At 33.4% G+C, this 21,475-nt stretch carries 23 protein-coding genes; 11 read left to right on the forward strand and 12 right to left on the reverse strand.

From position 1 onward, the window contains the following. Positions 1-3: 3 nt before the first annotated feature. The 6 genes from ccoG to BN863_RS10000 all read left to right on the forward strand — a co-directional run bounded on the left by ccoG (position 4) and on the right by BN863_RS10000 (position 5,039). Positions 4-1,428, forward strand: a complete 1,425-nt coding sequence (gene ccoG, locus BN863_RS09975) for a cytochrome c oxidase accessory protein CcoG (protein WP_038530095.1) — start codon at positions 4-6, stop codon at positions 1,426-1,428. 17 nt (positions 1,429-1,445) lie between these two features. Then, positions 1,446-1,892, forward strand: a complete 447-nt coding sequence (locus BN863_RS09980; protein ID WP_038530098.1) for a FixH family protein — start codon at positions 1,446-1,448, stop codon at positions 1,890-1,892. Next, positions 1,893-2,597, forward strand: coding sequence for a sulfite exporter TauE/SafE family protein (locus BN863_RS09985; RefSeq protein ID WP_038530100.1), 705 nt, complete (start codon positions 1,893-1,895; stop codon positions 2,595-2,597). It begins immediately after the preceding gene. A gap of 384 nt (positions 2,598-2,981) precedes the next feature. Next, the gene (locus BN863_RS09990) at positions 2,982-3,608 is read left to right on the forward strand and encodes a YceI family protein (protein ID WP_038530103.1); all 627 of its coding nucleotides are present in this window, start codon (positions 2,982-2,984) and stop codon (positions 3,606-3,608) included. A 92-nt stretch (positions 3,609-3,700) separates the two neighbouring features. Beyond that, on the forward strand, positions 3,701-4,231 hold the full coding sequence (locus BN863_RS09995; RefSeq protein WP_038530106.1) for an RNA polymerase sigma factor: 531 nt from the start codon (positions 3,701-3,703) through the stop codon (positions 4,229-4,231). 1 nt (position 4,232) lies between these two features. Then, positions 4,233-5,039 carry an anti-sigma factor gene (locus BN863_RS10000; protein ID WP_038530108.1) on the forward strand — a complete coding sequence of 269 codons (807 nt, stop codon included), beginning with the start codon at positions 4,233-4,235 and terminating at the stop codon, positions 5,037-5,039. 168 nt (positions 5,040-5,207) lie between these two features. On the opposite strand, the gene BN863_RS10005 is transcribed toward BN863_RS10000, so the two are convergent. The 3 genes from BN863_RS10005 to BN863_RS18910 all read right to left on the reverse strand — a co-directional run bounded on the left by BN863_RS10005 (position 5,208) and on the right by BN863_RS18910 (position 7,798). Beyond that, positions 5,208-6,500 (reverse strand): tetratricopeptide repeat protein, encoded by a 1,293-nt coding sequence (locus BN863_RS10005; RefSeq protein ID WP_038530110.1) that lies wholly within the window; start codon positions 6,498-6,500, stop codon positions 5,208-5,210. A 67-nt stretch (positions 6,501-6,567) separates the two neighbouring features. After that, positions 6,568-7,125: a DUF4331 family protein gene (locus BN863_RS10010; protein WP_038530112.1), complete on the reverse strand. Its 558-nt coding sequence runs from the start codon at positions 7,123-7,125 to the stop codon at positions 6,568-6,570. Between the two features lie 22 nt (positions 7,126-7,147). Continuing rightward, a complete protein-coding gene (locus tag BN863_RS18910; protein WP_038530113.1) occupies positions 7,148-7,798 on the reverse strand; it encodes a DUF4331 family protein in 651 nt (216 codons plus the stop codon). A 151-nt stretch (positions 7,799-7,949) separates the two neighbouring features. Between BN863_RS18910 and BN863_RS10020 the strand changes: the two genes are divergently transcribed. Continuing rightward, on the forward strand, positions 7,950-9,128 hold the full coding sequence (locus BN863_RS10020; RefSeq protein WP_038530115.1) for an LETM1-related biofilm-associated protein: 1,179 nt from the start codon (positions 7,950-7,952) through the stop codon (positions 9,126-9,128). A 1-nt stretch (position 9,129) separates the two neighbouring features. Here the strand turns inward: BN863_RS10020 and BN863_RS10025 are convergent, their stop codons facing one another. The 6 genes from BN863_RS10025 to BN863_RS10050 all read right to left on the reverse strand — a co-directional run bounded on the left by BN863_RS10025 (position 9,130) and on the right by BN863_RS10050 (position 16,311). Continuing rightward, positions 9,130-10,749 carry a lipocalin-like domain-containing protein gene (locus BN863_RS10025; RefSeq protein WP_038530117.1) on the reverse strand — a complete coding sequence of 540 codons (1,620 nt, stop codon included), beginning with the start codon at positions 10,747-10,749 and terminating at the stop codon, positions 9,130-9,132. A 104-nt stretch (positions 10,750-10,853) separates the two neighbouring features. After that, on the reverse strand, positions 10,854-11,609 hold the full coding sequence (locus BN863_RS10030) for a LytR/AlgR family response regulator transcription factor (RefSeq protein WP_038530119.1): 756 nt from the start codon (positions 11,607-11,609) through the stop codon (positions 10,854-10,856). Between the two features lie 121 nt (positions 11,610-11,730). Further along, positions 11,731-12,045: a 2TM domain-containing protein gene (locus BN863_RS10035; RefSeq protein WP_038530121.1), complete on the reverse strand. Its 315-nt coding sequence runs from the start codon at positions 12,043-12,045 to the stop codon at positions 11,731-11,733. Next, positions 12,045-13,379 (reverse strand): 2TM domain-containing protein, encoded by a 1,335-nt coding sequence (locus BN863_RS10040; protein WP_038530123.1) that lies wholly within the window; start codon positions 13,377-13,379, stop codon positions 12,045-12,047. The genes BN863_RS10035 and BN863_RS10040 overlap by 1 nt, the downstream gene beginning before the upstream one ends. Before the next feature lie 20 nt (positions 13,380-13,399). Then, positions 13,400-14,020 (reverse strand): tetratricopeptide repeat protein, encoded by a 621-nt coding sequence (locus BN863_RS10045; protein WP_038530124.1) that lies wholly within the window; start codon positions 14,018-14,020, stop codon positions 13,400-13,402. 128 nt (positions 14,021-14,148) lie between these two features. Next, positions 14,149-16,311 (reverse strand): TonB-dependent receptor, encoded by a 2,163-nt coding sequence (locus BN863_RS10050; RefSeq protein WP_038530127.1) that lies wholly within the window; start codon positions 16,309-16,311, stop codon positions 14,149-14,151. A gap of 204 nt (positions 16,312-16,515) precedes the next feature. On the opposite strand from BN863_RS10050, the gene BN863_RS10055 reads away from it, so the two are divergent. The 3 genes from BN863_RS10055 to BN863_RS10065 all read left to right on the forward strand — a co-directional run bounded on the left by BN863_RS10055 (position 16,516) and on the right by BN863_RS10065 (position 18,600). After that, complete coding sequence (locus BN863_RS10055) at positions 16,516-17,184, forward strand: lysoplasmalogenase (protein WP_038530128.1); 669 nt, start codon at positions 16,516-16,518, stop codon at positions 17,182-17,184. A gap of 272 nt (positions 17,185-17,456) precedes the next feature. Continuing rightward, positions 17,457-17,951 carry an RNA polymerase sigma factor gene (locus BN863_RS10060; protein ID WP_038530130.1) on the forward strand — a complete coding sequence of 165 codons (495 nt, stop codon included), beginning with the start codon at positions 17,457-17,459 and terminating at the stop codon, positions 17,949-17,951. 4 nt (positions 17,952-17,955) lie between these two features. Further along, positions 17,956-18,600, forward strand: a complete 645-nt coding sequence (locus BN863_RS10065; protein WP_038530132.1) for a hypothetical protein — start codon at positions 17,956-17,958, stop codon at positions 18,598-18,600. A gap of 1 nt (position 18,601) precedes the next feature. Here the strand turns inward: BN863_RS10065 and BN863_RS10070 are convergent, their stop codons facing one another. Next, positions 18,602-19,405, reverse strand: a complete 804-nt coding sequence (locus BN863_RS10070) for a lysophospholipid acyltransferase family protein (protein WP_038530136.1) — start codon at positions 19,403-19,405, stop codon at positions 18,602-18,604. Positions 19,406-19,447: 42 nt separating this feature from the next. Further along, on the reverse strand, positions 19,448-20,095 hold the full coding sequence (locus BN863_RS10075; RefSeq protein ID WP_038530138.1) for an NUDIX hydrolase: 648 nt from the start codon (positions 20,093-20,095) through the stop codon (positions 19,448-19,450). Between the two features lie 2 nt (positions 20,096-20,097). On the opposite strand from BN863_RS10075, the gene BN863_RS10080 reads away from it, so the two are divergent. Beyond that, positions 20,098-20,811 (forward strand): peptidylprolyl isomerase, encoded by a 714-nt coding sequence (locus BN863_RS10080; RefSeq protein WP_038530140.1) that lies wholly within the window; start codon positions 20,098-20,100, stop codon positions 20,809-20,811. Here BN863_RS10080 and BN863_RS10085 read toward each other — a convergent pair. Continuing rightward, the gene (locus tag BN863_RS10085; protein ID WP_038530142.1) at positions 20,804-21,418 is read right to left on the reverse strand and encodes a trimeric intracellular cation channel family protein; all 615 of its coding nucleotides are present in this window, start codon (positions 21,416-21,418) and stop codon (positions 20,804-20,806) included. The genes BN863_RS10080 and BN863_RS10085 overlap by 8 nt on opposite strands. Between the last annotated feature and the right edge of the window lie 57 nt (positions 21,419-21,475).

The following is a 21,475-nucleotide window of genomic DNA, read 5'->3' on the forward strand; positions in this document are numbered from 1 at the left end:
ATAATGGAAACTCCAGAACACGAAGAATTTCGAGATTCAATTGGCACACTTACCGAAGATGGAAAAAGGGCCTGGGTATTTCCAAAAAAACCTAGTGGAAAATTCTACGATAAGCGTAAAATTGTTAGTTACATCTTATTAATCATTTTAATTGCTGCTCCATTTATAAAAGTAAATGGCAATCAATTTATGATGTTTAATATTCTAGAACGCCGATTTAATATTTTCGGATTCCCGTTCTGGCCGCAAGACTTTAAACTCTTTGTCGTTTCGTTACTTATTGGTGTTGTCTTTCTATCGTTATTTACAGTTGCCTTTGGTCGGATTTTCTGCGGATGGATTTGTCCACAAACCATTTTTATGGAAATGGTTTTCCGAAGAATAGAATATTGGATTGATGGAGACCGTGGGAAACAAATGCGTTTAGACCGCCAATCTTGGGATGCCGAAAAAATTAGAAAACGTCTTTTAAAGTGGTTTCTTTTCATGCTAATTTCATTTATAATAGCAAATGTCTTCCTTGCCTATTTGGTTGGTGGGGATGAAGTTATTAAATACATAAAAGAAGGCCCTGCGGACCATCTTAGTACACTTATTTCACTATTAATTTTTACAGCCGTATTTTTCTTTGTATTTGCTTGGTTTCGAGAACAAGTGTGTATAATTGCTTGTCCATATGGAAGACTTCAAGGTGTACTTCTAGACGATAAATCTATAATTGTAGCTTACGACCATAAACGTGGTGAAGGTGAAAATGGAAGAAAAAAATATCGTAAAAATGAAGACCGCGAAGCACTAGGTCATGGAGATTGTATAGACTGCTTTCAATGTGTTAACGTCTGCCCAACTGGAATAGATATTAGAAACGGAACACAATTAGAATGTGTTAACTGTACGGCCTGTATAGATGAATGCGATACGATAATGGATAGCGTGGGTTACCCACGTGGTCTAATTAGATATGCTAGTGAAGATGAAATTGAAAAGAAAGAAAAATTCAAGTTTACAGCTAGACTTAAAGGTTATAGTGCGGTTCTTATTATATTATTAATAGTTTGGGGAGGCATGCTGTTTTCTAGAAATGCTTTAGAAGCAACTGTTTTAAGACTTCCAGGACAATTATACGAACATAAAGAGAACAACGTTATTAGTAATGTATTTACCTATAAACTAATCAATAAGACTAATGATGATATAGACGATGTATCATTTAAACTTGTAGGTTATCCTGGCGAAATTAAATTAGTATCTACTACAGATTCATTTACTGTAGCAGGACAAGGTTTAGCAGAAGGAACATTGTTTATAGAAATTAAACAATCTGATTTAAAAGGTGATAAAAACGAACTGACTTTGGAAGTTTATAGTCACGATGAATTAATTGAAACCACCACAGTTAGTTTCTTAGGACCAAGAAGTTATAAATAATTATAAAAGGTAACATTATGAGAATAAATTGGGGAACAGGAATTGTTATTGCTTTTGTATGCTTTATTGCATTTATCATGTATTTTGTTGTAAATATGATGGTTGGCGACAGATTTAATCACGATTTAGTGGTCGAAGACTATTATCAGCAAGAATTAACATTACAAGACGATATCGATAAAGAAAAAAACTCGCAAACTTTAGAAGAGAACGTATCTTGGAAAAAAACTGCCGAAGGCATACTAATTCAATTTCCAAAATCGATAAACGAAACTCAAATTTCAGGTATAGTATCGCTTTACAGACCTTCAAATAAAGCTTTAGATTTTGAATTACCTATTGCACTAAAAAACCACACCTTGTTAGTCCCTGAGGCAAACCTTGTAGATGGTCGTTGGAATTTAAAAGTAGACTGGACAAACAATGGTTCTAGCTATATCTATAAGCAATCCTTAACGTACTAAATGTTTATTTCTGCCTTTATATTTGGCCTATTAGGTAGTTTTCATTGTATTGGTATGTGTGGTCCTATTGCATTTATGCTACCAGTAGACAGAAGCAATCCGGTTAAAAAAATAAGTCAGATATGTATTTATCATTTTGGTCGTCTTCTAGCCTATAGCATCATCGGTTTGGTTTTTGGGTTCTTAGGTAAAGGGTTATACATTTTCGGACTTCAGCAGAAGTTATCTATCATCATAGGAGTTTTATTAATCGTGATTGTACTACTCCCCTACAAAACTTTCAGCAAATACAATTTTTCGAAACCTGTATTTAAAATCATTTCTAAAGTTAAAAAAGGAATGGGTACAGCTCTTCAGAAAAAAACAGCGGACACTTTTTTAACCATAGGCTTCTTAAATGGATTTCTTCCTTGTGGTTTAGTGTATATGGCCGTTTTATCATCTATAGCGACGGCAGAACCTTTACAAGGCGCATTATATATGGCTTTATTTGGATTAGGTACTATTCCGTTAATGACTACAGCCATATACTTTGGAAATATGCTAAGTAATTTAGCGAAAAAGCGTATTCAAAAATTAATCCCAGTATTTGTAATAATTATTGGAATACTATTCATTATTAGAGGACTTGGTCTAGGTATTCCGTATATGTCTCCAAAAATTAATCCAGATACTGTAGAAAGTACAATGGAATGTATAGAATAAAAAAAGCAGTTGTTTTAACGTATAAAACAACTGCTTTCTTAAACTAAAAATTAACTAACAAACTTTTTAATTCTATGTATAACCAACCAAAATTATTATAGAATTGTTTTTGAAAAAAAACTAACTAACTATTTATACTTCAAATTTACGCTCTTAATTAGAGGTGGGCAAACTTGTATATCAACTTTACATTTTATTTAACAGCAACTGTTAAAGCATTCAAAAAAAACTAAAAACATAGAGACTATTCCCTTAAAATTTTAACACAGTTCTCCTACAAATCTTCATTTTCAATGTAATCTATATTTAGATTAGACTATTATTTGAATTTGGTTAAATATTCTGTAATTTCGAAGTCAATTATTAGTAATTAAAAAGTCAATCATGAAAAAAATAACACTCTTAATGGCAGTATTTGCATTAGCATTTGCTACAAGTTGTAAATCTGATAAAAAAGAAACAACCGTCACTGAAACTCCAACTGAAAAAACGGAACAATTTGTTATAAAGCCAGCAGGTACGACTGTTAATTGGACGGCTTATAAAACCACAGCTAAAACCCCTGTTTCTGGTGTGTTTACCACCTTAAATTTTGAACCTCATTCTGGTGCTTCTGTACAAGAAGCCTTGAATAATGTTGAATTTTCAATTCCTGTGAGTAGTATTTTCTCTAAAGATTCTATACGCGATGGAAAGTTGCAAAAATTCTTTTTTAACGTTATGGCAGATACAGAGCTTTTAAAAGGAATACTTAAAACAAATTCTGCTACTGAAGCTGTAGCAACTATTACAATGAATGGTGAAACTCACGATTTACCATTAACGTATACCGTTGCCGAAGACAGACGCGTTTCACTTACTGGAGTTATGCAATTAAAAGATTGGAATGCTTTAGATGCTTTAAGTACGTTACATGAAGCATGCGAGGTCTTACATACAGGTGCAGATGGTGTAAGTAAAACATGGGAAGAAGTTGCCATTACCATAGACACATATTTAAGAGAAAACTAAAATCTTAAATTAATTTATATTTGAAAAAGCTGCTCTGTGCAGCTTTTTTTTATGACTTTATTTAACTACTTTCATCCTTTACAAAACACTATATGCAATTAGAACTTCTTATTGAAAAATTTCAGAAAAAAGACGAAAAGGCTTTTGAAATCTTATACAACATGTACGCCACAAATATTCATGGTGTAATTTATAATATAGTTCGAGACAAAGATATTGCAGAAGAAATTATGCAAGACGTGTTTATAAAAGCATGGCATAAAGCAGAAACTTATTCTGCAGAAAAAGGTCGGTTTTTTACTTGGATTTTAAACATAGCTCGTAATGCAGCAATAGATAAAACCCGCTCCAAATCTTTTAAAAATAAAAAGCAAAACCTTGATGCTCAATTTTTCGTAGATATCTTAGAACATGGAGATAACCTAAATACAAAGACAGATGCTATTGGCATTGAGAAATTTGTAAGCAAACTTGCTAAGAAATGTATCGAGGTTATAGAGTTATTATATTTTAAAGGTTATACACAAAAAGAAGCTTCAGAGTCTCTAGATATGCCTATTGGCACTATAAAAACGAGAAACAGAAATTGTATTAATGAATTACGAACAATGGTCTTAAACTAATATGGATATTAATAATTACATAAATTCTGGTATTTTAGAGCTGTATGTTGCTGGCGCACTTTCCGAAGCGGAAAACAAGGCTGTCTACGAAAACATGCAGAAATATCCTGAAGTTTTAACCGAAGTATTACACATTGAAGCTGCTATTTTAAAACTAACCGAAGCCACAGCTCCTAAAGATAGAGTGTTAGATTTTAGTCCGATTGCAAAACATATTAATACCGAAGACACCGAGTCTAAGGTAATCAATATGAAGGCTGAAAAACTTAGGTCAAGTTGGTTGTCTTTTACTGGTTGGGCTGCTGCGGTTATATTAGGTGGTGGATTATTATGGGCTATACAGCAAAATTCTGACTTAAAAACTCAGATTGATGTCGTAGAAACGGATAATGAATTCTTAGAACAACAAATTCAAATTGCTGATTCCGACTTAAAAGAAGCTAAAAGTTTAATTACTATTCTACGCGATAAAGATATTTTAGCAATTCCGCTTGGCGGACAAGCAGTATATCCAGAAGCTTACGCTAAAGTATATTGGGATAAAGCTGAAAATAGTGTATATATTGATGTACAAGGTTTACCTGAACCTCCAAAAGGCAAAGTATATCAAGTCTGGTCTTTAACATTAAATCCGTTAACACCTACTAGTCTAGGAACTTTAGATAATTTTACATCAAACGAAAACAAGATTTTTGCTATGCAAAATGCTAACGCATCAGAAGCTTTCGGAATTACATTAGAGCCAGCTGGAGGAAGCACCTCTCCTACTCTAGAACAACTTTATACTTTAGGTACAGTAGATTCTTAATTCAGCTACATCTAATTAATACACTATAACTTTTAATGTATTCGACTTTAAATTATAGCTTATTATATGATTAAGATATACAATCTTAAAATTAAAAAGGGTTTGTTATGTACATAACAGACCCTTTTTCAAACAAAAAAACCACCAACAAAATCACTTATAAGTCTTCTAAATATTTTTAATACGCTGTGTCTCTACAGGACCTAATTCGTAAGCAGCATCTAATAATTCCTTCTTTAATATTTTGGCATCTGCTAGCTTTCCATTGTCTTTATATATTTGAGCCATATGGCTTAAAATGGTAGGCTCAAAACTTTTGCCCTTAATATGGGTTTCAACGATTTGTAACGCTTTTTTATAGTCTCCTTTTTTATAATAACTCCAAGCTAATAAATCGTAAGAGTGAGGTGTAGGTCTATTTTCGACTTCTTTATATGCTAATTTTAAAGCAGAATCGAAAATTTGTAAATCATCTGCAAATACTAATGTATTATAAGCGTTATACATGTCGCCATATTTTTTATTATTAACAGCTTTTAAATACTTGTTTAAATATTTCTTTTTAGAGCTATCGTCTCCCATAAATTCAGCAATTTCAGCCTTTAAAAGCTCATAATCTGGTGTGTTATGCTGCTGTGTAACTCGATTTAAGATATTCATTGCTTCTTCAGGATTCTTATCGTGTGAATATACAATCCATGCAATTCCTTTTTTAGAATATGCATCAGAAGGATCTAATGCTAATGCTTTTAAATAGTATTGATACGATTTTTCAATCTGACCATCATGACCGTAATAGTCGGCTATATTTGTATAAATCCATTGTTTTTTACTTGGATTATTTGACGATTCTGCCATAGCTAAAGCCTTTTCCATGTATTTAATAGCAGCGTCTAAATTTCCTTCATGATCTTGCCATTTCGCTAATCGGATAACATAATCAAAATCATTAAAATCTTGAGTTTTCACTAAATATTCAGAAGCTTCGTTCGTGTTTCCTAACTCTAGATATACATCGAAAAGCATATTTTGAGTTCCTTTTAAGTGCTCGCCTATAGATTCTGCTTTTTTAAGTAGCTCTAAAGACGCTTTAAAGCGATGTTGCGAAATATAATTTCTGGCCAAAGCTCTTAAATATCCCGAATTCTCATAGTTTGTTCTTTTATTCGCTTCAATTAAATCATGTTCTGCTTCAATTAAATCATCTATGTTTCCTGTAATTTTAAATTTAGAAGACAAGGACGCTGCTTTCTTAAGTAGGTATGGAAACTGATTTGGATGGTTTTTTAATTTTCCATTCCAAAAAGCATAATCAGCTTCTATAGAAAGCAACGCGGTCTGGTCTTCCGTTTCTACATAGGCAATATAATCGCTCTTTTGAGCTATTTGTTTATCTTCAGAAGTACAACTAAAACAAATTAGTACAATAACTGTAAGATGTATAAGTTTAAAAGTGTTCATGGTGTTTTGTTTTATGTTAGTGAAAACAATAGGATAAATTTACATTCACCCTATTGCATAAAAGTGTCTACCAAGCAGAAGCTAAGTAAGGAAATGATGTTAAAAATGCTTTATCGTTAGCATCGACATTGTCGTTTGAAAGCCCTGGGTTTTCAGTAAAATCTTCTCCTCCAAAAATCAATAATAACTCTACTGTAATTACATCGTCTGTTAACGCTCTACCGGTTAACACATTAGTACCATCGTAAAACGTAGTTGGACCATCTAAAGACACCGTAAGCACATCTGTAGCTAAAAGCCCAGTAAATGTTACTGCATCTAATCCTAAAGCATTAGTATCTCCTTCTTCAGCATATGCAGGACTTAAAGCTTCTAAATTAGTTTGAAACATAGATTGAAACGCAGCAGCTTGATTAGAAGGTGTGGTAACATTAAATTGATCTTTAGCAGAAGGCGATACAAATACCGTATTTATGGCAGGCCTCCCCATTTGATCCGCTTGCATATAGGTTCCAGAAAAATCTGGTTCTGTTGTATCTATAGTCATATTATCATCGTCGCTCGAGCAGTTAAACGATAGTATTGAAACGCCAACTGCAATTAGTATATATTTTAAAGTTTTCATATGTGTGTGTTTTAAAAGTTAATTATTGTTTTGTTTTAGATTCTACCCAAGTATTGATCGTTCCAGAACCACCAATCATAGATTTTGGCAACTCAACAACTACAGACATTACATTCGTTCCAGCAAAGGTGTCGCTACCTGTTTCGTTAAAACTTGATGCGTTACCAGCGATAATCTCTGTGTATTGCGCGAAATCCATAAAGAATGGATCATCTCTTGGGCCGGCAAAAAATTTCATTCCATTAGTGTTTGCTATAACAGCATCATTGCCATAAGTAGATATATCAACCATAGCTGTTATTCCCATAGTTTCAATCTGGCTACTTAATCCAGTAGCTGTAGGTTTTACAGGTCCGAAGAAGTACATTTTACCCTCACGAGGAATTGCTTGAATTACCCAATCTTCAATTTTATCATCGTTAGTATCGATGTTAATTTCGATTAAAGTACTCTCGTCGAACATCGCATCGTTTGAAGCCGACGGACTTAATAAACCTTGTACGTTGGCAACAAACACTATATTTTTTGTGTCTTCACCTTGAAAGGCGTAAAAATCGGTAATATCGCTTGTACCACCTTTAACTGCTGGAGCATCGATATGATCGGCTGCTACCATAAAGAAACCAGCGATTGATAAAGCTCCGATTCCTAAAATAATTTTCATTGTTTTCATAATAGTTGAGATTTTAGTTAATGTATTTTTTGATTCTCACTCATACCTACGAAAAAAAGAAATAGTCGGTTTTGTTAAAATTATGTTAATGCTAAAAATTTCATTTATTTAGCTCCGATATATTACATTTGTAACTATAAAACTGAACGGTATGAACCCATCGGCTAACGGCTGGATAAAAAAACTGATAAAAGAACTATCTAACCAAACCTTACTTGACAATCCAACAGATTACGATTTTTATAAAGCATTCCGAAACTCAGGGTTTATCTATGGCTACAACATTAAAATTGTAAACGATTATATTATTAATGAAGACCTTACCGAAGAAGAATTATGTAAGGTTAATTTGTGCATTGCGTTTATAAATGCACATAAAACTAGTGGTACCGAATTAGGTCTTTTTGACAGTATCATTAATTTTTACACCGCTATTAACGAAAACAAAACGTCTTTTTTAGGAGACCTTTTAGGACGAGACTCTGCGGAAGTATTGGTAGAAAAAATTATGCATAAACGAATTCAGATTCATGAAAACGTTATTTCAAAAAATTTCAACCACTACATCACCAATGTATTACTCTACATTGACATTATTGCTTACGATCACTTTTTAGAGACTAAATCGATAACAAAATCGTATTTAGAAATTTTAGAATCGACCATAATAACCATAGTTATTGAGGCGTTAAGTTTAAAATCTGAAAAAAGTGATTACGACAAAAGTTTAATTGAATTGTTTCAATCTTCATTACGCTACGAACAAGTTGGGCAATTAACTTATATAGAAGCTATAGAGAATGCAAAAAAAATACAACATAATTTATACTATTTAGATATTGCCTGTATGGCCGCTTGGAGTGACGCATGGATAGAACCTGCTGAAGCTGAATTCTTAGAAAACCTAAGCACTGCACTCCAAATTAATAAGGAAGACCGTAACGAATCTTTAAACGCGATTAACTTGTTTTTCAATGCGAATCGTGATAAAATACCATTATTAAGTGCAAAAAATGTGGTGAAAAGTTTCTATAACCGATCGTCTCAAATTGTAACGAAACTAATAACTAGAAATAGTCATCGGTTACTGAGAGAATTACGAGATAGTAAGGAACTTATGGTTTTACTGACAAAATCTACAGTACGAGATTTAACGTCTCAAGAACGTAAAAAAGTTAACGAACAACTCTTAGATATTTTTAAATCGATTCCGAGTTTAGCTATATTTTTACTTCCTGGAGGTGCTATTTTATTACCAATCGTGATTAAGTTTATCCCCAAATTATTACCATCGGCTTTTGATGATAACCGTATTGAAGACGAAGATTAGCTTATTCCTTAATAAATTTAAAACTCTTTTCAGCCTCTGCTGCTTGGCATTTTAAAAAGTATAATCCAGAATATAATTGTTGTGTATTAATTTCGATAGTATTGGATGAATTTAAGATTTTATTTGATTGATAAACAATACGTCCGCTAACATCTAAAATCTGATATTGTAAACCTGAAATCTTCGAAACCCCATTTAAATACAATTGATTTTTTGTTGGATTAGGAAACAATCTCATATCATTAAAATACGCATCTTCAACAGATAATACCGTGTAAATTAAGGCTCCGCTAATTGTTTCACTTTGTAACACATCATCTGCAGTATGCGCTATAATTTTAAACCAAACGGAATCACCACTTGTTAAATTGGGTACATCTCCACTATAAATCATGTCGGAAGTATTGGCAATTAACGTATTAAAAACCTCTCCATCTGTGCTATATAAAACATCGTAAAGCGTAGTTCTTGCATCGTCAGGGTTTTCTAAATTCCATGAAATTGGAGTTTCTGAAGTGTATAAATTATTACTTATTTCATTAATTGTAATTTCAGGATTATCGTAGCTATGAATCAATTCTGCAAAACCAATTCCGGTAACAGCTTTACCATTTACTGTTCCTGTAATTGTAGTTGCATCTTCAAAAAAACGAATAGGAACGGTAATTTCCGCATTCTTGTGGCGTGTTGCAATTATTAAATCAACCTGATTTTGTTCTGAGGTTAATCGCCATTTGTTTGCGTAACACTTCTCTTCATCTTCTGTCCAATGATAAGATAATCTTTCTAGTTTAAAATCACTTGTGGTATATTGTGTCGTTTCATCTACATAAGCCGAAAACACGCGATATTTTAAATTGTCTGGAATTTCATAATCTTCGGTAAACACATGATAGGCATTAATATCCATGCCGTTTGATAGCTGAATACTAAACCATTCGTATCGTTCGCCCAAATACGGGTTAAAATCTCCATATTGCCTATCGACCCACGATGTTCCTGTAACAGATTCCGTAATACCATTTAAGGAAATATTTCCAGAAACAGTATTATGTGTTTGCGAATAGTAATAGGTATAATTTTCACTGGCTTGTTCTAAATATCCATTATCGCCTAAAATTAAAGGTGCTTTTGAACTCGTATATTCGATATCAAGCGCTCCGTATGGCGATGTTGCCGAAATAGTATACTCAAAAGGGATTAATTGATTTTCTGAATTCCGTTTTGTCGCCCACTGATCTTGACCTCCTGTAAACACATTTGCGACAATATTTAGTTCTGTTTCGGAAATAGACTCATAATTAACGGGTTTGGTATCGGTATAAAACATTCCTGTACTTTCGTCCATGATATTTATAATTCGAAATCCGTCGAATCCAGCATAGGAATACGTGCTTCTAAAATAAATGAGTAAATAAGTATAAGTAGTTCCTGTGGTCTTGCCAACTAATTCGCCATTAGTATACCACCACTCTGTAGGTTCGGAAGCATGAGCACCTTCGTCTGTAGCAAATGAAATTAAGCTACCTTCTGGCGTATAGGGATATGTTTTCCAATTTTGTGCTTGAGTTGAAAAAAAGACAAAACTGACTAGTAATAAAGTAATTAGGTTGGTTTTCATAGCGGTTGATTTACTATGAAAATTAGAAGTTTATATAAAGTTTCTAAAAAATAATCTATAAACACCACTAATTCAACGCTAAAGCGCTAAAAATCAAGCAAATTCTATTCTAACCAGTCTTTAAACGATTTTACACGTTCTCTAGCAACAATTACCTGATTGTCTTTATACGAGTTTAGTTTAATTTCTAATCGTGAATTGGTATAGTTTACCATATCATTAATGGCATTAATATTTACAATGAATTTTCTGTTTATTCTGTAAAATGCATTGGGCTCTAATTCCTGTTCTAATTGGTCTAAAGTAGAGTTTAAAAGATAATTTCTACCAGAAGTTGTATGTAGGTACGTCCCTTTGTTTTCACTATAAAAGCACTCGACATCATCACTATTTATAAGTTTTAAATGCTGACCAACTTGTACAGAGAATCGTTTTTTATAGGTGCGGTCTAACGGGTTTACTAGCAGATTTTTAATTTCGTTAAAATCTAAAACTACTTGTTCTTGTTTTGGGATTCGAGTTTTAAATTTTTCGACAGCCAACTCCAAATCATCTTCATCTATAGGCTTGAGCAAATAGTCTATACTATTTAATTTAAAAGCTTTAAGCGCGTATTCGTCGTAAGCTGTTGTAAATATTATAGCCGATTCTATGTTAACACTTTCAAAAATCTCGAACGATAAACCGTCACTTAACTGTATATCTAAAAAGATAAGTTCTGGATGTTCATTATTTTGAAACCACGTTATTGATTCTTCTACAGAATGTAACATCACATCGGCTTCTAGATTTAACTGTGCTAACATACGCTGTAAACGCCTTGCTGATGGTTTTTCGTCTTCTATTATAATAACTTTCATAAGGGCTTAAAACTTCTAATATTAAACTGTATGCTAATTGGTACTGCGTGAGGGATTGGAGCAAGCTACCGTGTAGCGCGGAAAGCGCGGTTTTGGAGCTTTGCGGAAAAACACGCCCAAATTATTCCCATTTATGGTTCCGTTCTTTTTCCATAAGCTCTTTAATCTTATCGTCTTCCCAATTTTTACCAATAACTAGTGTTGGTAAAAATACAGACACACCATGAGCTAGTAGGCCAATTCCCCAAGAGCCTAAGGTTATAAAATTTTTCCACTGGAAATAGCTTTCTCCTGGATCCAAATTTTTAATATTTATTAATACCAGTACAAGGTTAACAACTATATATATTAAAGCATGTCTATAAAAACCACTAATACGCCTTACTCGTTTTTTTGCGCGTTCGTAGCGTTCTTGTTCAAAGTGTGAATTGTCCATTAGTTCCAGTTTTTTTGTTGTTTTTCTTCCTTTAAAATAGATTCTATCTTACGCTCTTCCCAAGATTTTCCATAACCAAATACAGAAAATCCGTGAATTATAAGCCCCATTCCCCACCCTAACATTGGGTACCAAAACCATTGATGTCCCCAGAAGGTTTGGTAATTAATAAATATTAAAAACGGAATGACAACACAGTATGATACTAAGTTGCCGTAAAACCCTTTAATTTCTTCTACGCGTTTCTTTGCACGATTATATGCCTCTTGCTCGTTATAATTATGTTTTATTTGTTCCATTGTTGTAATGCGTTTTGTAAGTATTGGTAATTTAACTGCGAAATACGTTTCGGTTTCGTCTATCAATACTTTTCTGTTAGTTAATATGCCGTAGCGATTTACAATATTCTGTAACCCTACGCCTTTTCTGGTTTGTAAAACCTCTTTCTTTTGTAAATTATTCTTCACAACCAAGACATTGTCTTCTATGGTTATGTTAATTTCTAATGGTTTTTGCTCGCTTACCGTATTGTGTTTTATGGTGTTTTCTAACAACAACTGCAAGGACAAAGGCACCACTTTAGCTTCTGGATTGTCGTAGTTTTCAGGTAAATGAAAAACGATACTGTTTTCGAATCGCATTTTAAGCAAATTCATATACGTTTTTGCAAACTTCAATTCCTCTTCGACTGTGACTAATTCTTTATCTTTTTGCTCTAATACATAGCGGTAAATTTTAGATAAAGACACTGTAAAACGTTGTGCGCTATCTGGGTTTTCTTCAATTAAAGATGTTAATACATTGAGACTGTTGAATAAAAAATGCGGATCGATTTGATTTTTTAAACTCTCGAATTGTGCACTTGCAGTTCCTGCAATAACCTTTTGTTCTTTAAGTTTATTTTGCTGGTACGCATTGTAATAATACACTAGATGAAATACGATAACAATGCTAATCGTCATCCAAAACCCAAAAATGTAATCTGAAACCCGTTCGGTTGCAACAAACTCACTAAATGTAGCCTCTTGATATACCATTTTGGTAAATCCGTGAATGATAAAAAGACCAGCAATAGTTATTAGAGATGCTCCAACAAAACCCGTTAAAACTCTTACGATATGTTGCTTAGGTTTCCAAGGACGTTTCGATAAATAATCGAAAAAAGCCATGTTTGAATATCCTAACACAAAAGCATACAGTTGGTAGAATATAAAATCGATAAAGAAATCATTAACCGAATTATAATTAAATCCGCTAAACCATAAATTTCCGATAAGGTACACCACACAGCCAATTGCAAATGTAATCGCTATACTTTTTACTGATTTAATCATATTCAAGGTCCTCGTTCTAATTATTTACATGATGCTAACACGTGCTTAGCGCGTGCTTCTCCCCATTTAGGATGAAATGCAGATTCCGGTTTAAAGTTAACAAAAAGTTCTAATGCATGCGCTATATCCTTACAAAACGGCGCCGTGTCTTGTCCGAAATACTTAGCACTTCCCATACCCCATTCTGCTTTCCCTAAAACCACCATCGGATTTTCTGGAGCCAATGCATATGCTTTATTATACAGTTCTGCAATTTTAGCAGAATACTTCATCCCGTAAGTCATACCGTCGAACGCTACCCAATTGGTGTAAATTTGAGCTTGTAACACCATGATATCAGCATTATTAGGACTTTTGCCTTTTGCAGTGTTTAAATACTCTTGTGCCTTGTCCAAATTAGCTTTAAGCACCGTTGCATCTTTCTCCGTCCAACTCTTTAAGCTGTTTAATTGCGCCACGTAGTAATTAGGCAACCATTGGTCGGGTTCGGCAGATGCAATACGTTCGAAAAGTTGTTCTGCTTCGGCTTGCTTATTGTCTTGCCATAACGCAAAAGCCTTTTGCATACCGGTTTCAAAATTAGACTGTGCGTTAGTTACTGTATTCACTAAAAGCACGATTAAAAGAATTAAATGTTTCATATTGTTATGGTTGATTAATTATTATAAAGCAAATATCTATGTAACGTCTTGGTTTCTAAAAAACGAAATACCGAACTGTAGTTTTTGTATGATGAACCGTAAGATGCCATCATTTCAAAATAAAATTCCTATAAATTATCTAATTGATTGTCTGTGCCGTTATCGCTAATCGTCCAAAAGAAGCCTACAAAAAAGAACTGATCGCTAGCCGGCGTTAAGGCCCTGCTGTTATAAACGCCATTACTATTTGGAGTACTGGCATATTGGTAGCCATTAACATTCTTAAAATCAAGCACATTATTTACTGAGAGGTACAGAATTTTTTGCGGACTAATTAAGTAAGCCCAATTCAGACTTAAATTGTTATATGCTTTCGTTTTATTGTTTAAAAAACCCGTTTCATTTGGATTGGTGTAAGTACGTCCAGAAGCCAAACTGTAACTAAAACCAATCTGACTTTTCCAATCGTCTACCCAATATTTTCCTACTACAGAAAAGTTATGAGTATTAGCAAAATTAGGTTGTGATGCTATTGGATAATTCTGATAATCGCGTTCCGTATCTAAGTAGGAATAACTCACCCAATAGTCAAAATTCCTAAGGGTTTTATCATCTCTAAAAAACAAATCGAATCCTTTGGCGTAACCAGAGCCATTATTGGTAAACACACTGTTATAACTCGCATATTCGGTATCGTATTTTATTAAATTACGATAGTCTTTAAAGTAAGCTTCTGCACGAAAGAGACGCCCATCACCATTTAACTGATAGTTTAACAAATAATGAGTAGATTCTTCTGAATCAATAACTTGATTAAAATTTAAAATATCATTATTCGGATTCTGATAAAAGGAACCGTAAGCTAAAGACACCTGACTTTTAGACGCTACCTTATAAGCTAAAGATATACGAGGTGTCACATCGAACGTCTTAAAAAGCGCACTATATTCTCCGCGTAATCCTGCTTTTAAAGCTAACTTTTTTGTAAAAATCATATCGGCCTCTACAAAAGATGCAGAGATGGAATTATCAAATCCATACGACTCCGAATTTGTATTAAACGCCTTAAACGATTCATCGAAATTGGAGAACAATTGTTCGGCTCCAAAGTTTAATTTATACCGATTATTAAAACGATATTTCAAGGCTACTTTGGCATGCATTGCATGTTCTAAATTATCGACCTCATCCGATTCAATATGAATCTCTGATTTGTTATTGGTATAACTCCCACCAGCAAACACAGACCAATTCGCATTCAGTTTTCCTTGATAAGACGTGTTTACATATAGGTTTTTGTTATTCAGCTTATAATCTACGCCATCTTCATAATCGATATGCTCTTGAGTTAACTCAAAGTCACTAAGCTCGTAAGCCGTATACAATTTAAACAGCCCTTTATTCATTTTTTTGCGAAACACCGCTTCTCCAGAGAAACTCTGATATGGTTTTTCCCAATCGTTTCTCCCCGGAAACAGTGAGATATACGGCCCTAAATTCATATAAGATGCATTAACACTCAGCGCGCTTTTTTCCCACTTTTTGGTATGACCAAGAGCGCCTCCAACCGACATTAACCCTATATCTGTTTTGTTTTGTTCCGGTTCATCAATGGTGTTTAACATCAACACGCTAGACAAGGCTTGGCCGTATTCGGCAGAATACCCACCTGTTGAAAAGGTAATACCATCGAACAAAAACGGCGAATATCGCCCACGTGTTGGCACATTATTAGCCGTTGGCGTATAAGGTGTAAAAACGCGAGTACCATCTATAAAAATCTGTGTTTCATTAGCTTCTCCACCTCTAACAAACAATCGACCATCTTCGGCAACCGTTGTGGTTCCTGGCAGAGTTTGCAAAGCACCTACAAAATCACCTAAAGCACTAGCCGTTGTAACCACATCTAAAGACGACAAGGCATTGACTTTACTATTGTCTCCCGCAGAAAACGTTCCTGCCGAAAGCACCACAGCATCTAAGGCATTGACATCTTCCCGCAATTTTATTTCAACATCTTGAAAATTGGAAACATCTCCGGCTTTACGGTAGGTTTCAAAGCTTATAAACGATACAATAAGAATTTGAGCGCCTGTTTCAGTCGTTTTAAAACTAAATGTTCCCGATGCATCGCTAGTTCCGCCATCGTAAGCCCCTTCTAAATACACATTAGCACCTGCGATAGGATTCTGTTTAGCATCTGTAACACGACCAGAAATTAAGGTCTGAGCGCACACTTGGTTTAGAGTGAGTAAGCTCATTAGAATAAGAAGACTTTGTAATTGTTTCATGTCTTGATTGGTTATAATTAGTCATACAAAAATGAAACAGATACTACCGTTTGAAAACTAAAGCCTACCCAACTGTTATATTTCAAGGATGAATTGAAACTATAACAATCCAAACATTTAACAACCGAGCTTCCAATATTTTAAAAGATCATTAAATAGAAAGATTTTAGATATATTTGGCACAACTAACTCATCAGCAAACATATGCTAAGCCGAACCGATTGGAATTTCATTAAGATTTACCTCGTAATATTACTATCCGAATTAATATTCACCAACATAAATCACTTGTCGGCGATACATTACATCACGAAGCCCGCATTGCTAATCTCTCTAATATTATTCTTCTATAAAACAAACTCTTCAGCCTCGACCTACGTGAAGAAATTCACATTATTAGCTTTAGTGTTTTCACTTATTGGAGACATATTATTAATGTTTCAAGACAAGAACGCTTTATTTTTCCCGTTAGGCTTAGCATCGTTTCTAATTGCACATATTATGTATATTTTAGTCTTCTTAAAAGACAGAAGAACAAACAAAAAAAGCTTATTATTCCTAACCGTTGTGTCACTATACGGATTAATATTACTTCATTTTTTATCTCCTAATTTAGGCGAGTTATTTACCCCTGTAATTATTTATATTATTGCCATTTTGGCGATGGTTACAACAGCCTATCTAAGAAACAAAACAGACTCTAAAATGTCTTATTATTTAATTTTAATTGGTGCTTTTCTATTTATAATTTCAGACAGCATACTTGCAATTGATAAGTTTTTAGTTCCTTTAAATTATAGTCATATTCTAATTATGCTTACGTATGGTCTCGCCCAACTCACTTTAGTTTTAGGCATTAAAAACTCATTATAGAGTTTATCTATATACAACACAACAAAAGCTAACAATCAACAAGTTAAAATGATTACATAAATAAAAACTTTAACTATAAATTTTAATTATCTTAAACATATAAATACCTCATATGACTTAAAAAATAAGATTTCACACTTTCTTTTAACAACAAAAACCAACTTAACAACACCTCTTAATTCCTATAACACAAACAATATTTTAATCAATTTTAATTCGTCTTGTAACAAATTGAAAACAAAACACACTAATACATTAATTAACCTCTCGACTTGAATAAAAACCAAAAACATAACTTTATTGAATTGCTTGAGGAGCATCAAAATATCGTACATAAGGTGTGCCGATTATACACTAACGATTACGATGCTCACAACGATTTATTTCAGGAAATAACCATACAACTTTGGAAAGCTTACCCTAAGTTTCGTGGCGATGCTAAATTTAGCACCTGGATGTATCGTATTGGGTTAAATACCGCTATTACACTATACCGAAAATCTAAAAGAAGAATTCAGACTCAAGATTTTGATGCGGTTCAATTTAGAATAAAAGCTGAAGATTATGATGATACTGAGGAAGAGCAGTTAAAATTACTTTACAGTGCTGTAAAACAACTTAACGATATTGAGAAAGCACTTATCTTCTTGTATTTAGAAGATAAAAATTACAAAGAAATTAGTGAAACATTGGGAATTAGCGAAGTAAATGCCAGAGTGAAGATGAACCGTGTGAAAACCAAATTAAGAACCATTTTAAATCCGTAACCTTATGGATGAATTAGAAATTTTAAAGAAAGATTGGAATAAAAAGGAAAATCAGAACTTCCCTAAACTGTCTTATAACGATATATATAAAATGATTTTAAAGAAATCTTCTTCTATTGTAAAGTGGATTTTTATTATTAGCATTTTAGAGTTCTTATTTTGGACCGTTATATCTTTAGCCATTAAAGAACCTGAACACTTAACTAGAATTAACAAAACCGATGCTGGTCTTATTTTAGATATACTTATCGTGTTAAATTACGCTGTATTACTGTACTTCTTTTATCTGTTTTACAAAAACTACAAAAAAATATCTGTTACAGATAATGCTAAAACACTAATGAAGAACATATTAAAAACAAGACAAACTGTGAAAAATTATGTTTTGTTTAATCTGTTATTCATTATAATTTCTACGGTAACAATTTTAACGATTGAATTTAGACAAGACGAAGTCTTAGTTTCAAAAATAAACGAAGCAGCCGCTAGCGGTCACATTTTCATCTATTACACTAAAGTAATACTAATTACAGGAGCCATACTAGCAATTACTACAGGCGTATTGCTCGCTTTCTACTGGTTAATATACGGTATCCTTTTAAAACGACTCAATAAGAATTATAAGGAACTTAAAAAGATGGATATTTAACCTATACGTTATATTTCCTTTGTTTATTTAACTCTTCCATATCTTCAATTTGCTTTTTAGTAAGCACCTTTAAGAATGATGGATGTTGCTCTATTGAGTATTCAATTTTTTCAACAATATCCTCTATAGAATCATTTTTATAATCGATATCTAAAGGCGCTTTAATCTCCATAGATTGAAGGATATTCTTTTTCTTGACCCGTAACCCCTTTTTATCGAAAGAACGTCTAAAACCGTCTATAACAACAGGGACAACAATAGGCTCGTAACGTTTAATTATATGCGCAGTTCCTTTTCTAATTGGTTTAAAAGGCGTTGTAGTACCTTGAGGAAACGTAATCACCCAGCCATCTTTTAAAGCCTTAGCAATACTAGAAATATCGCTCATTTTAACCTGTCTGTTCACATCCTTACCTTCTGCTCTCCAAGTACGCTCTATACTAATAGATCCTGCGTAAGCAAAAATCTTAGGCAACAAACCAGATTTCATAGTCTCTTTAGCAGCAACATAATACACATTTAGCTTAGGATTCCAGATATACCCTATATTTTTAATAGAATCTTCTCGTCCGCTAAGACTTGCATTAAACACATGAAACATAGCTACTACATCTGCAAAATATGTTTGATGGTTAGATATAAACAATACATTGTTATGAGGTAAATTTTTAATAACCTCTGAACCTTCTATTTGCAATTCATTAAACCCTCGAAACCTGCGATGCGTAATGATTCCCAAGTAGCGAATGATCCATTTTTTAATTAAAAGTATATGTCCGAAAGGATTTCGTTTAAACAATCCCATGATAGTTCTAAGTTTTTATAATTAAGCAAATGTAGGAAAAAGTCATAGATAACACACTTCTTTTAAAATGTCTTTTACTTCACTCAACATCATTGCTGTCGCTCCCCAAACCACATAGTCTTGCAAAACAAAGGCTGGAACATCTATTTTTTCGATATAAGACGTTGTTACTGTTTTAGTAACCACACTGTTCTCATTTAAAAATTCGGTAAGCGGAACTTCAATTATAGCTTTTACTTCGGCATCTTGCTTTAAAAAAACTGGTGTTTTTTCTACAATCCCAATATACGGTTGCACTAAAAAGTGGCTTGGTGGGATATATAAATTAGAAATTTCTCGCCACACCTCTATATCTTGTTCTCGCACACCCACCTCCTCGAAGGTTTCTCGAATAGCTGCAGATTTAAGCGATTCGTCCTCTAACTCTAACTTACCACCAGGAAACCCTATCTGCGCAGAATGCACGCCTTTATACGTGTTTCTAAGAATTAAAACCAACATGGTTTCATACGCTTGATTCGGGTAAAATAATGCCATTACTGCGGCTTTTCTAGCGGTTTTCATCTTAATTCTATTTTCTTCAAGCAGTTCTTTGCGAAACGGCGGAGACATTTTAAACTGAGATGCTTCGGCTGGAAGCTGTATATTTTCTATTTTTGACCTTAACTTTATAAAATCATCAAAATTCATTTATGAGATTCTTAGTATACTGTTGCTTATTCCTTTTTCTATTTAATTGTGAAGATACAAATTCTAAAAAAAACAAGACCTCAAAAATCACTACTGAATCCACAATAGAAAAATCTATTGAAAAGGACAGCATTACAACTTCTGAAAAAGAAAAACGCGAGTACCCTGTCTTGACAGATGATAATGTTATGGAATTCTTTCTTCAGTACGACAAAAAACACAAAGAAAACAAGGTAAGAATAACCACTAGTATGGGGATTATTGAATTATTGCTTTTTAACGAAACCAAATTTCACCGCTCAAACTTTATATTCTTAACAAAACAAAATTATTTTACAGATACACAGTTTTACAGAGTTGTAAAAAACTTTATCATTCAAGGTGGTAGTAGTGATGATACAGAAATTGCAAAGCGTAGAAATCGTATTGGTAAATACTTGCTTCCAACAGATGCTAAACGAGGATTTACACACGACAGAGGCGTAATTTCTATGCCAAGTAGCGATATCGAGAACCCTTACAAACTCGCCTCTCCATACGAGTTCTTCATAGTACAAGCACCACATGGCGCACACCATTTGGATGGGAATTACACCATTTTCGGAAAAGTAACACGCGGAATGGATGTCGTAGACGCTATTTCTAACGTTGAAACAGACAACAGAGAGTGGCCTTTAAATAATATTTATATTGAGAAAGTTGAAATTATTAATTAACAATTTCACTTTTATACAAATTAGGCAGTTTAATCTTAAAACGCACGGCTAACAAACGAATTAAAATTACCACCAACCCTGAAAACATAAACACATAATCATCTTCAATTGGTAATTTACGTAAAACGAAATATGAAATTCCACCCAAAATACATGCCGTTGCATAGATTTCGTCTCTAAAAATAACAGGAATTTCATTACATAAAATATCACGTATAACACCGCCAAAACAAGCTGTCATTGTTCCTAATGCAATGCAAATAATTGGATGTAAACCGTGAGACATCCCAACCTGAATACCTACTAAGGTATACAAACCAATACCAATGGTATCGAATAAAAACAACGATGTTCTTAAGTAATCAATTTTATGCCTTAATACTACAGAGAAAATGGTTGTTGCTAGGATTACGTACACATACGTCATGTTATGCATCCAAGTAACAGGCGTATTACCTACTAATACATCTCTTAATGTTCCGCCACCAATTGCAGTGACAGAAGCGATTATTAAAACACCAAAAGGATCCATACGTTTACTTAAAGCAACTAAAACACCAGAAATAGCAAACGAGATTGTTCCTAAAATATCTATAATATAAATCATGTATTACGACTTTTGTTATGGTCAAACTACAAGATTAAGATTAAATATTAGTTTACA

The organism is Formosa agariphila KMM 3901 (assembly GCF_000723205.1).
Taxonomy (GTDB): domain Bacteria; phylum Bacteroidota; class Bacteroidia; order Flavobacteriales; family Flavobacteriaceae; genus Formosa; species Formosa agariphila.

What these genes read in the sequence shown, in the direction of transcription:
- BN863_RS10030 (WP_038530119.1), bottom strand. Translation starts at nt 11,609, where the DNA reads ATGAAAGTTATTATAATAGAAGACGAAAAACCATCAGCAAGGCGTTTA.
- BN863_RS10045 (WP_038530124.1), bottom strand. Translation starts at nt 14,020, where the DNA reads ATGAAACATTTAATTCTTTTAATCGTGCTTTTAGTGAATACAGTAACT.
- BN863_RS09995 (WP_038530106.1), top strand. Translation starts at nt 3,701, where the DNA reads ATGCAATTAGAACTTCTTATTGAAAAATTTCAGAAAAAAGACGAAAAG.
- BN863_RS10000 (WP_038530108.1), top strand. Translation starts at nt 4,233, where the DNA reads ATGGATATTAATAATTACATAAATTCTGGTATTTTAGAGCTGTATGTT.
- BN863_RS10075 (WP_038530138.1), bottom strand. Translation starts at nt 20,095, where the DNA reads ATGAATTTTGATGATTTTATAAAGTTAAGGTCAAAAATAGAAAATATA.
- BN863_RS10005 (WP_038530110.1), bottom strand. Translation starts at nt 6,500, where the DNA reads ATGAACACTTTTAAACTTATACATCTTACAGTTATTGTACTAATTTGT.
- BN863_RS10070 (WP_038530136.1), bottom strand. Translation starts at nt 19,405, where the DNA reads ATGGGATTGTTTAAACGAAATCCTTTCGGACATATACTTTTAATTAAA.
- BN863_RS18910 (WP_038530113.1), bottom strand. Translation starts at nt 7,798, where the DNA reads ATGAAAACAATGAAAATTATTTTAGGAATCGGAGCTTTATCAATCGCT.
- BN863_RS09985 (WP_038530100.1), top strand. Translation starts at nt 1,893, where the DNA reads ATGTTTATTTCTGCCTTTATATTTGGCCTATTAGGTAGTTTTCATTGT.
- BN863_RS10040 (WP_038530123.1), bottom strand. Translation starts at nt 13,379, where the DNA reads ATGATTAAATCAGTAAAAAGTATAGCGATTACATTTGCAATTGGCTGT.
- BN863_RS10085 (WP_038530142.1), bottom strand. Translation starts at nt 21,418, where the DNA reads ATGATTTATATTATAGATATTTTAGGAACAATCTCGTTTGCTATTTCT.
- BN863_RS10055 (WP_038530128.1), top strand. Translation starts at nt 16,516, where the DNA reads ATGCTAAGCCGAACCGATTGGAATTTCATTAAGATTTACCTCGTAATA.
- BN863_RS10050 (WP_038530127.1), bottom strand. Translation starts at nt 16,311, where the DNA reads ATGAAACAATTACAAAGTCTTCTTATTCTAATGAGCTTACTCACTCTA.
- BN863_RS10035 (WP_038530121.1), bottom strand. Translation starts at nt 12,045, where the DNA reads ATGGACAATTCACACTTTGAACAAGAACGCTACGAACGCGCAAAAAAA.
- BN863_RS10020 (WP_038530115.1), top strand. Translation starts at nt 7,950, where the DNA reads ATGAACCCATCGGCTAACGGCTGGATAAAAAAACTGATAAAAGAACTA.
- ccoG (WP_038530095.1), top strand. Translation starts at nt 4, where the DNA reads ATGGAAACTCCAGAACACGAAGAATTTCGAGATTCAATTGGCACACTT.
- BN863_RS10010 (WP_038530112.1), bottom strand. Translation starts at nt 7,125, where the DNA reads ATGAAAACTTTAAAATATATACTAATTGCAGTTGGCGTTTCAATACTA.
- BN863_RS09990 (WP_038530103.1), top strand. Translation starts at nt 2,982, where the DNA reads ATGAAAAAAATAACACTCTTAATGGCAGTATTTGCATTAGCATTTGCT.
- BN863_RS10080 (WP_038530140.1), top strand. Translation starts at nt 20,098, where the DNA reads ATGAGATTCTTAGTATACTGTTGCTTATTCCTTTTTCTATTTAATTGT.
- BN863_RS10065 (WP_038530132.1), top strand. Translation starts at nt 17,956, where the DNA reads ATGGATGAATTAGAAATTTTAAAGAAAGATTGGAATAAAAAGGAAAAT.
- BN863_RS10025 (WP_038530117.1), bottom strand. Translation starts at nt 10,749, where the DNA reads ATGAAAACCAACCTAATTACTTTATTACTAGTCAGTTTTGTCTTTTTT.
- BN863_RS09980 (WP_038530098.1), top strand. Translation starts at nt 1,446, where the DNA reads ATGAGAATAAATTGGGGAACAGGAATTGTTATTGCTTTTGTATGCTTT.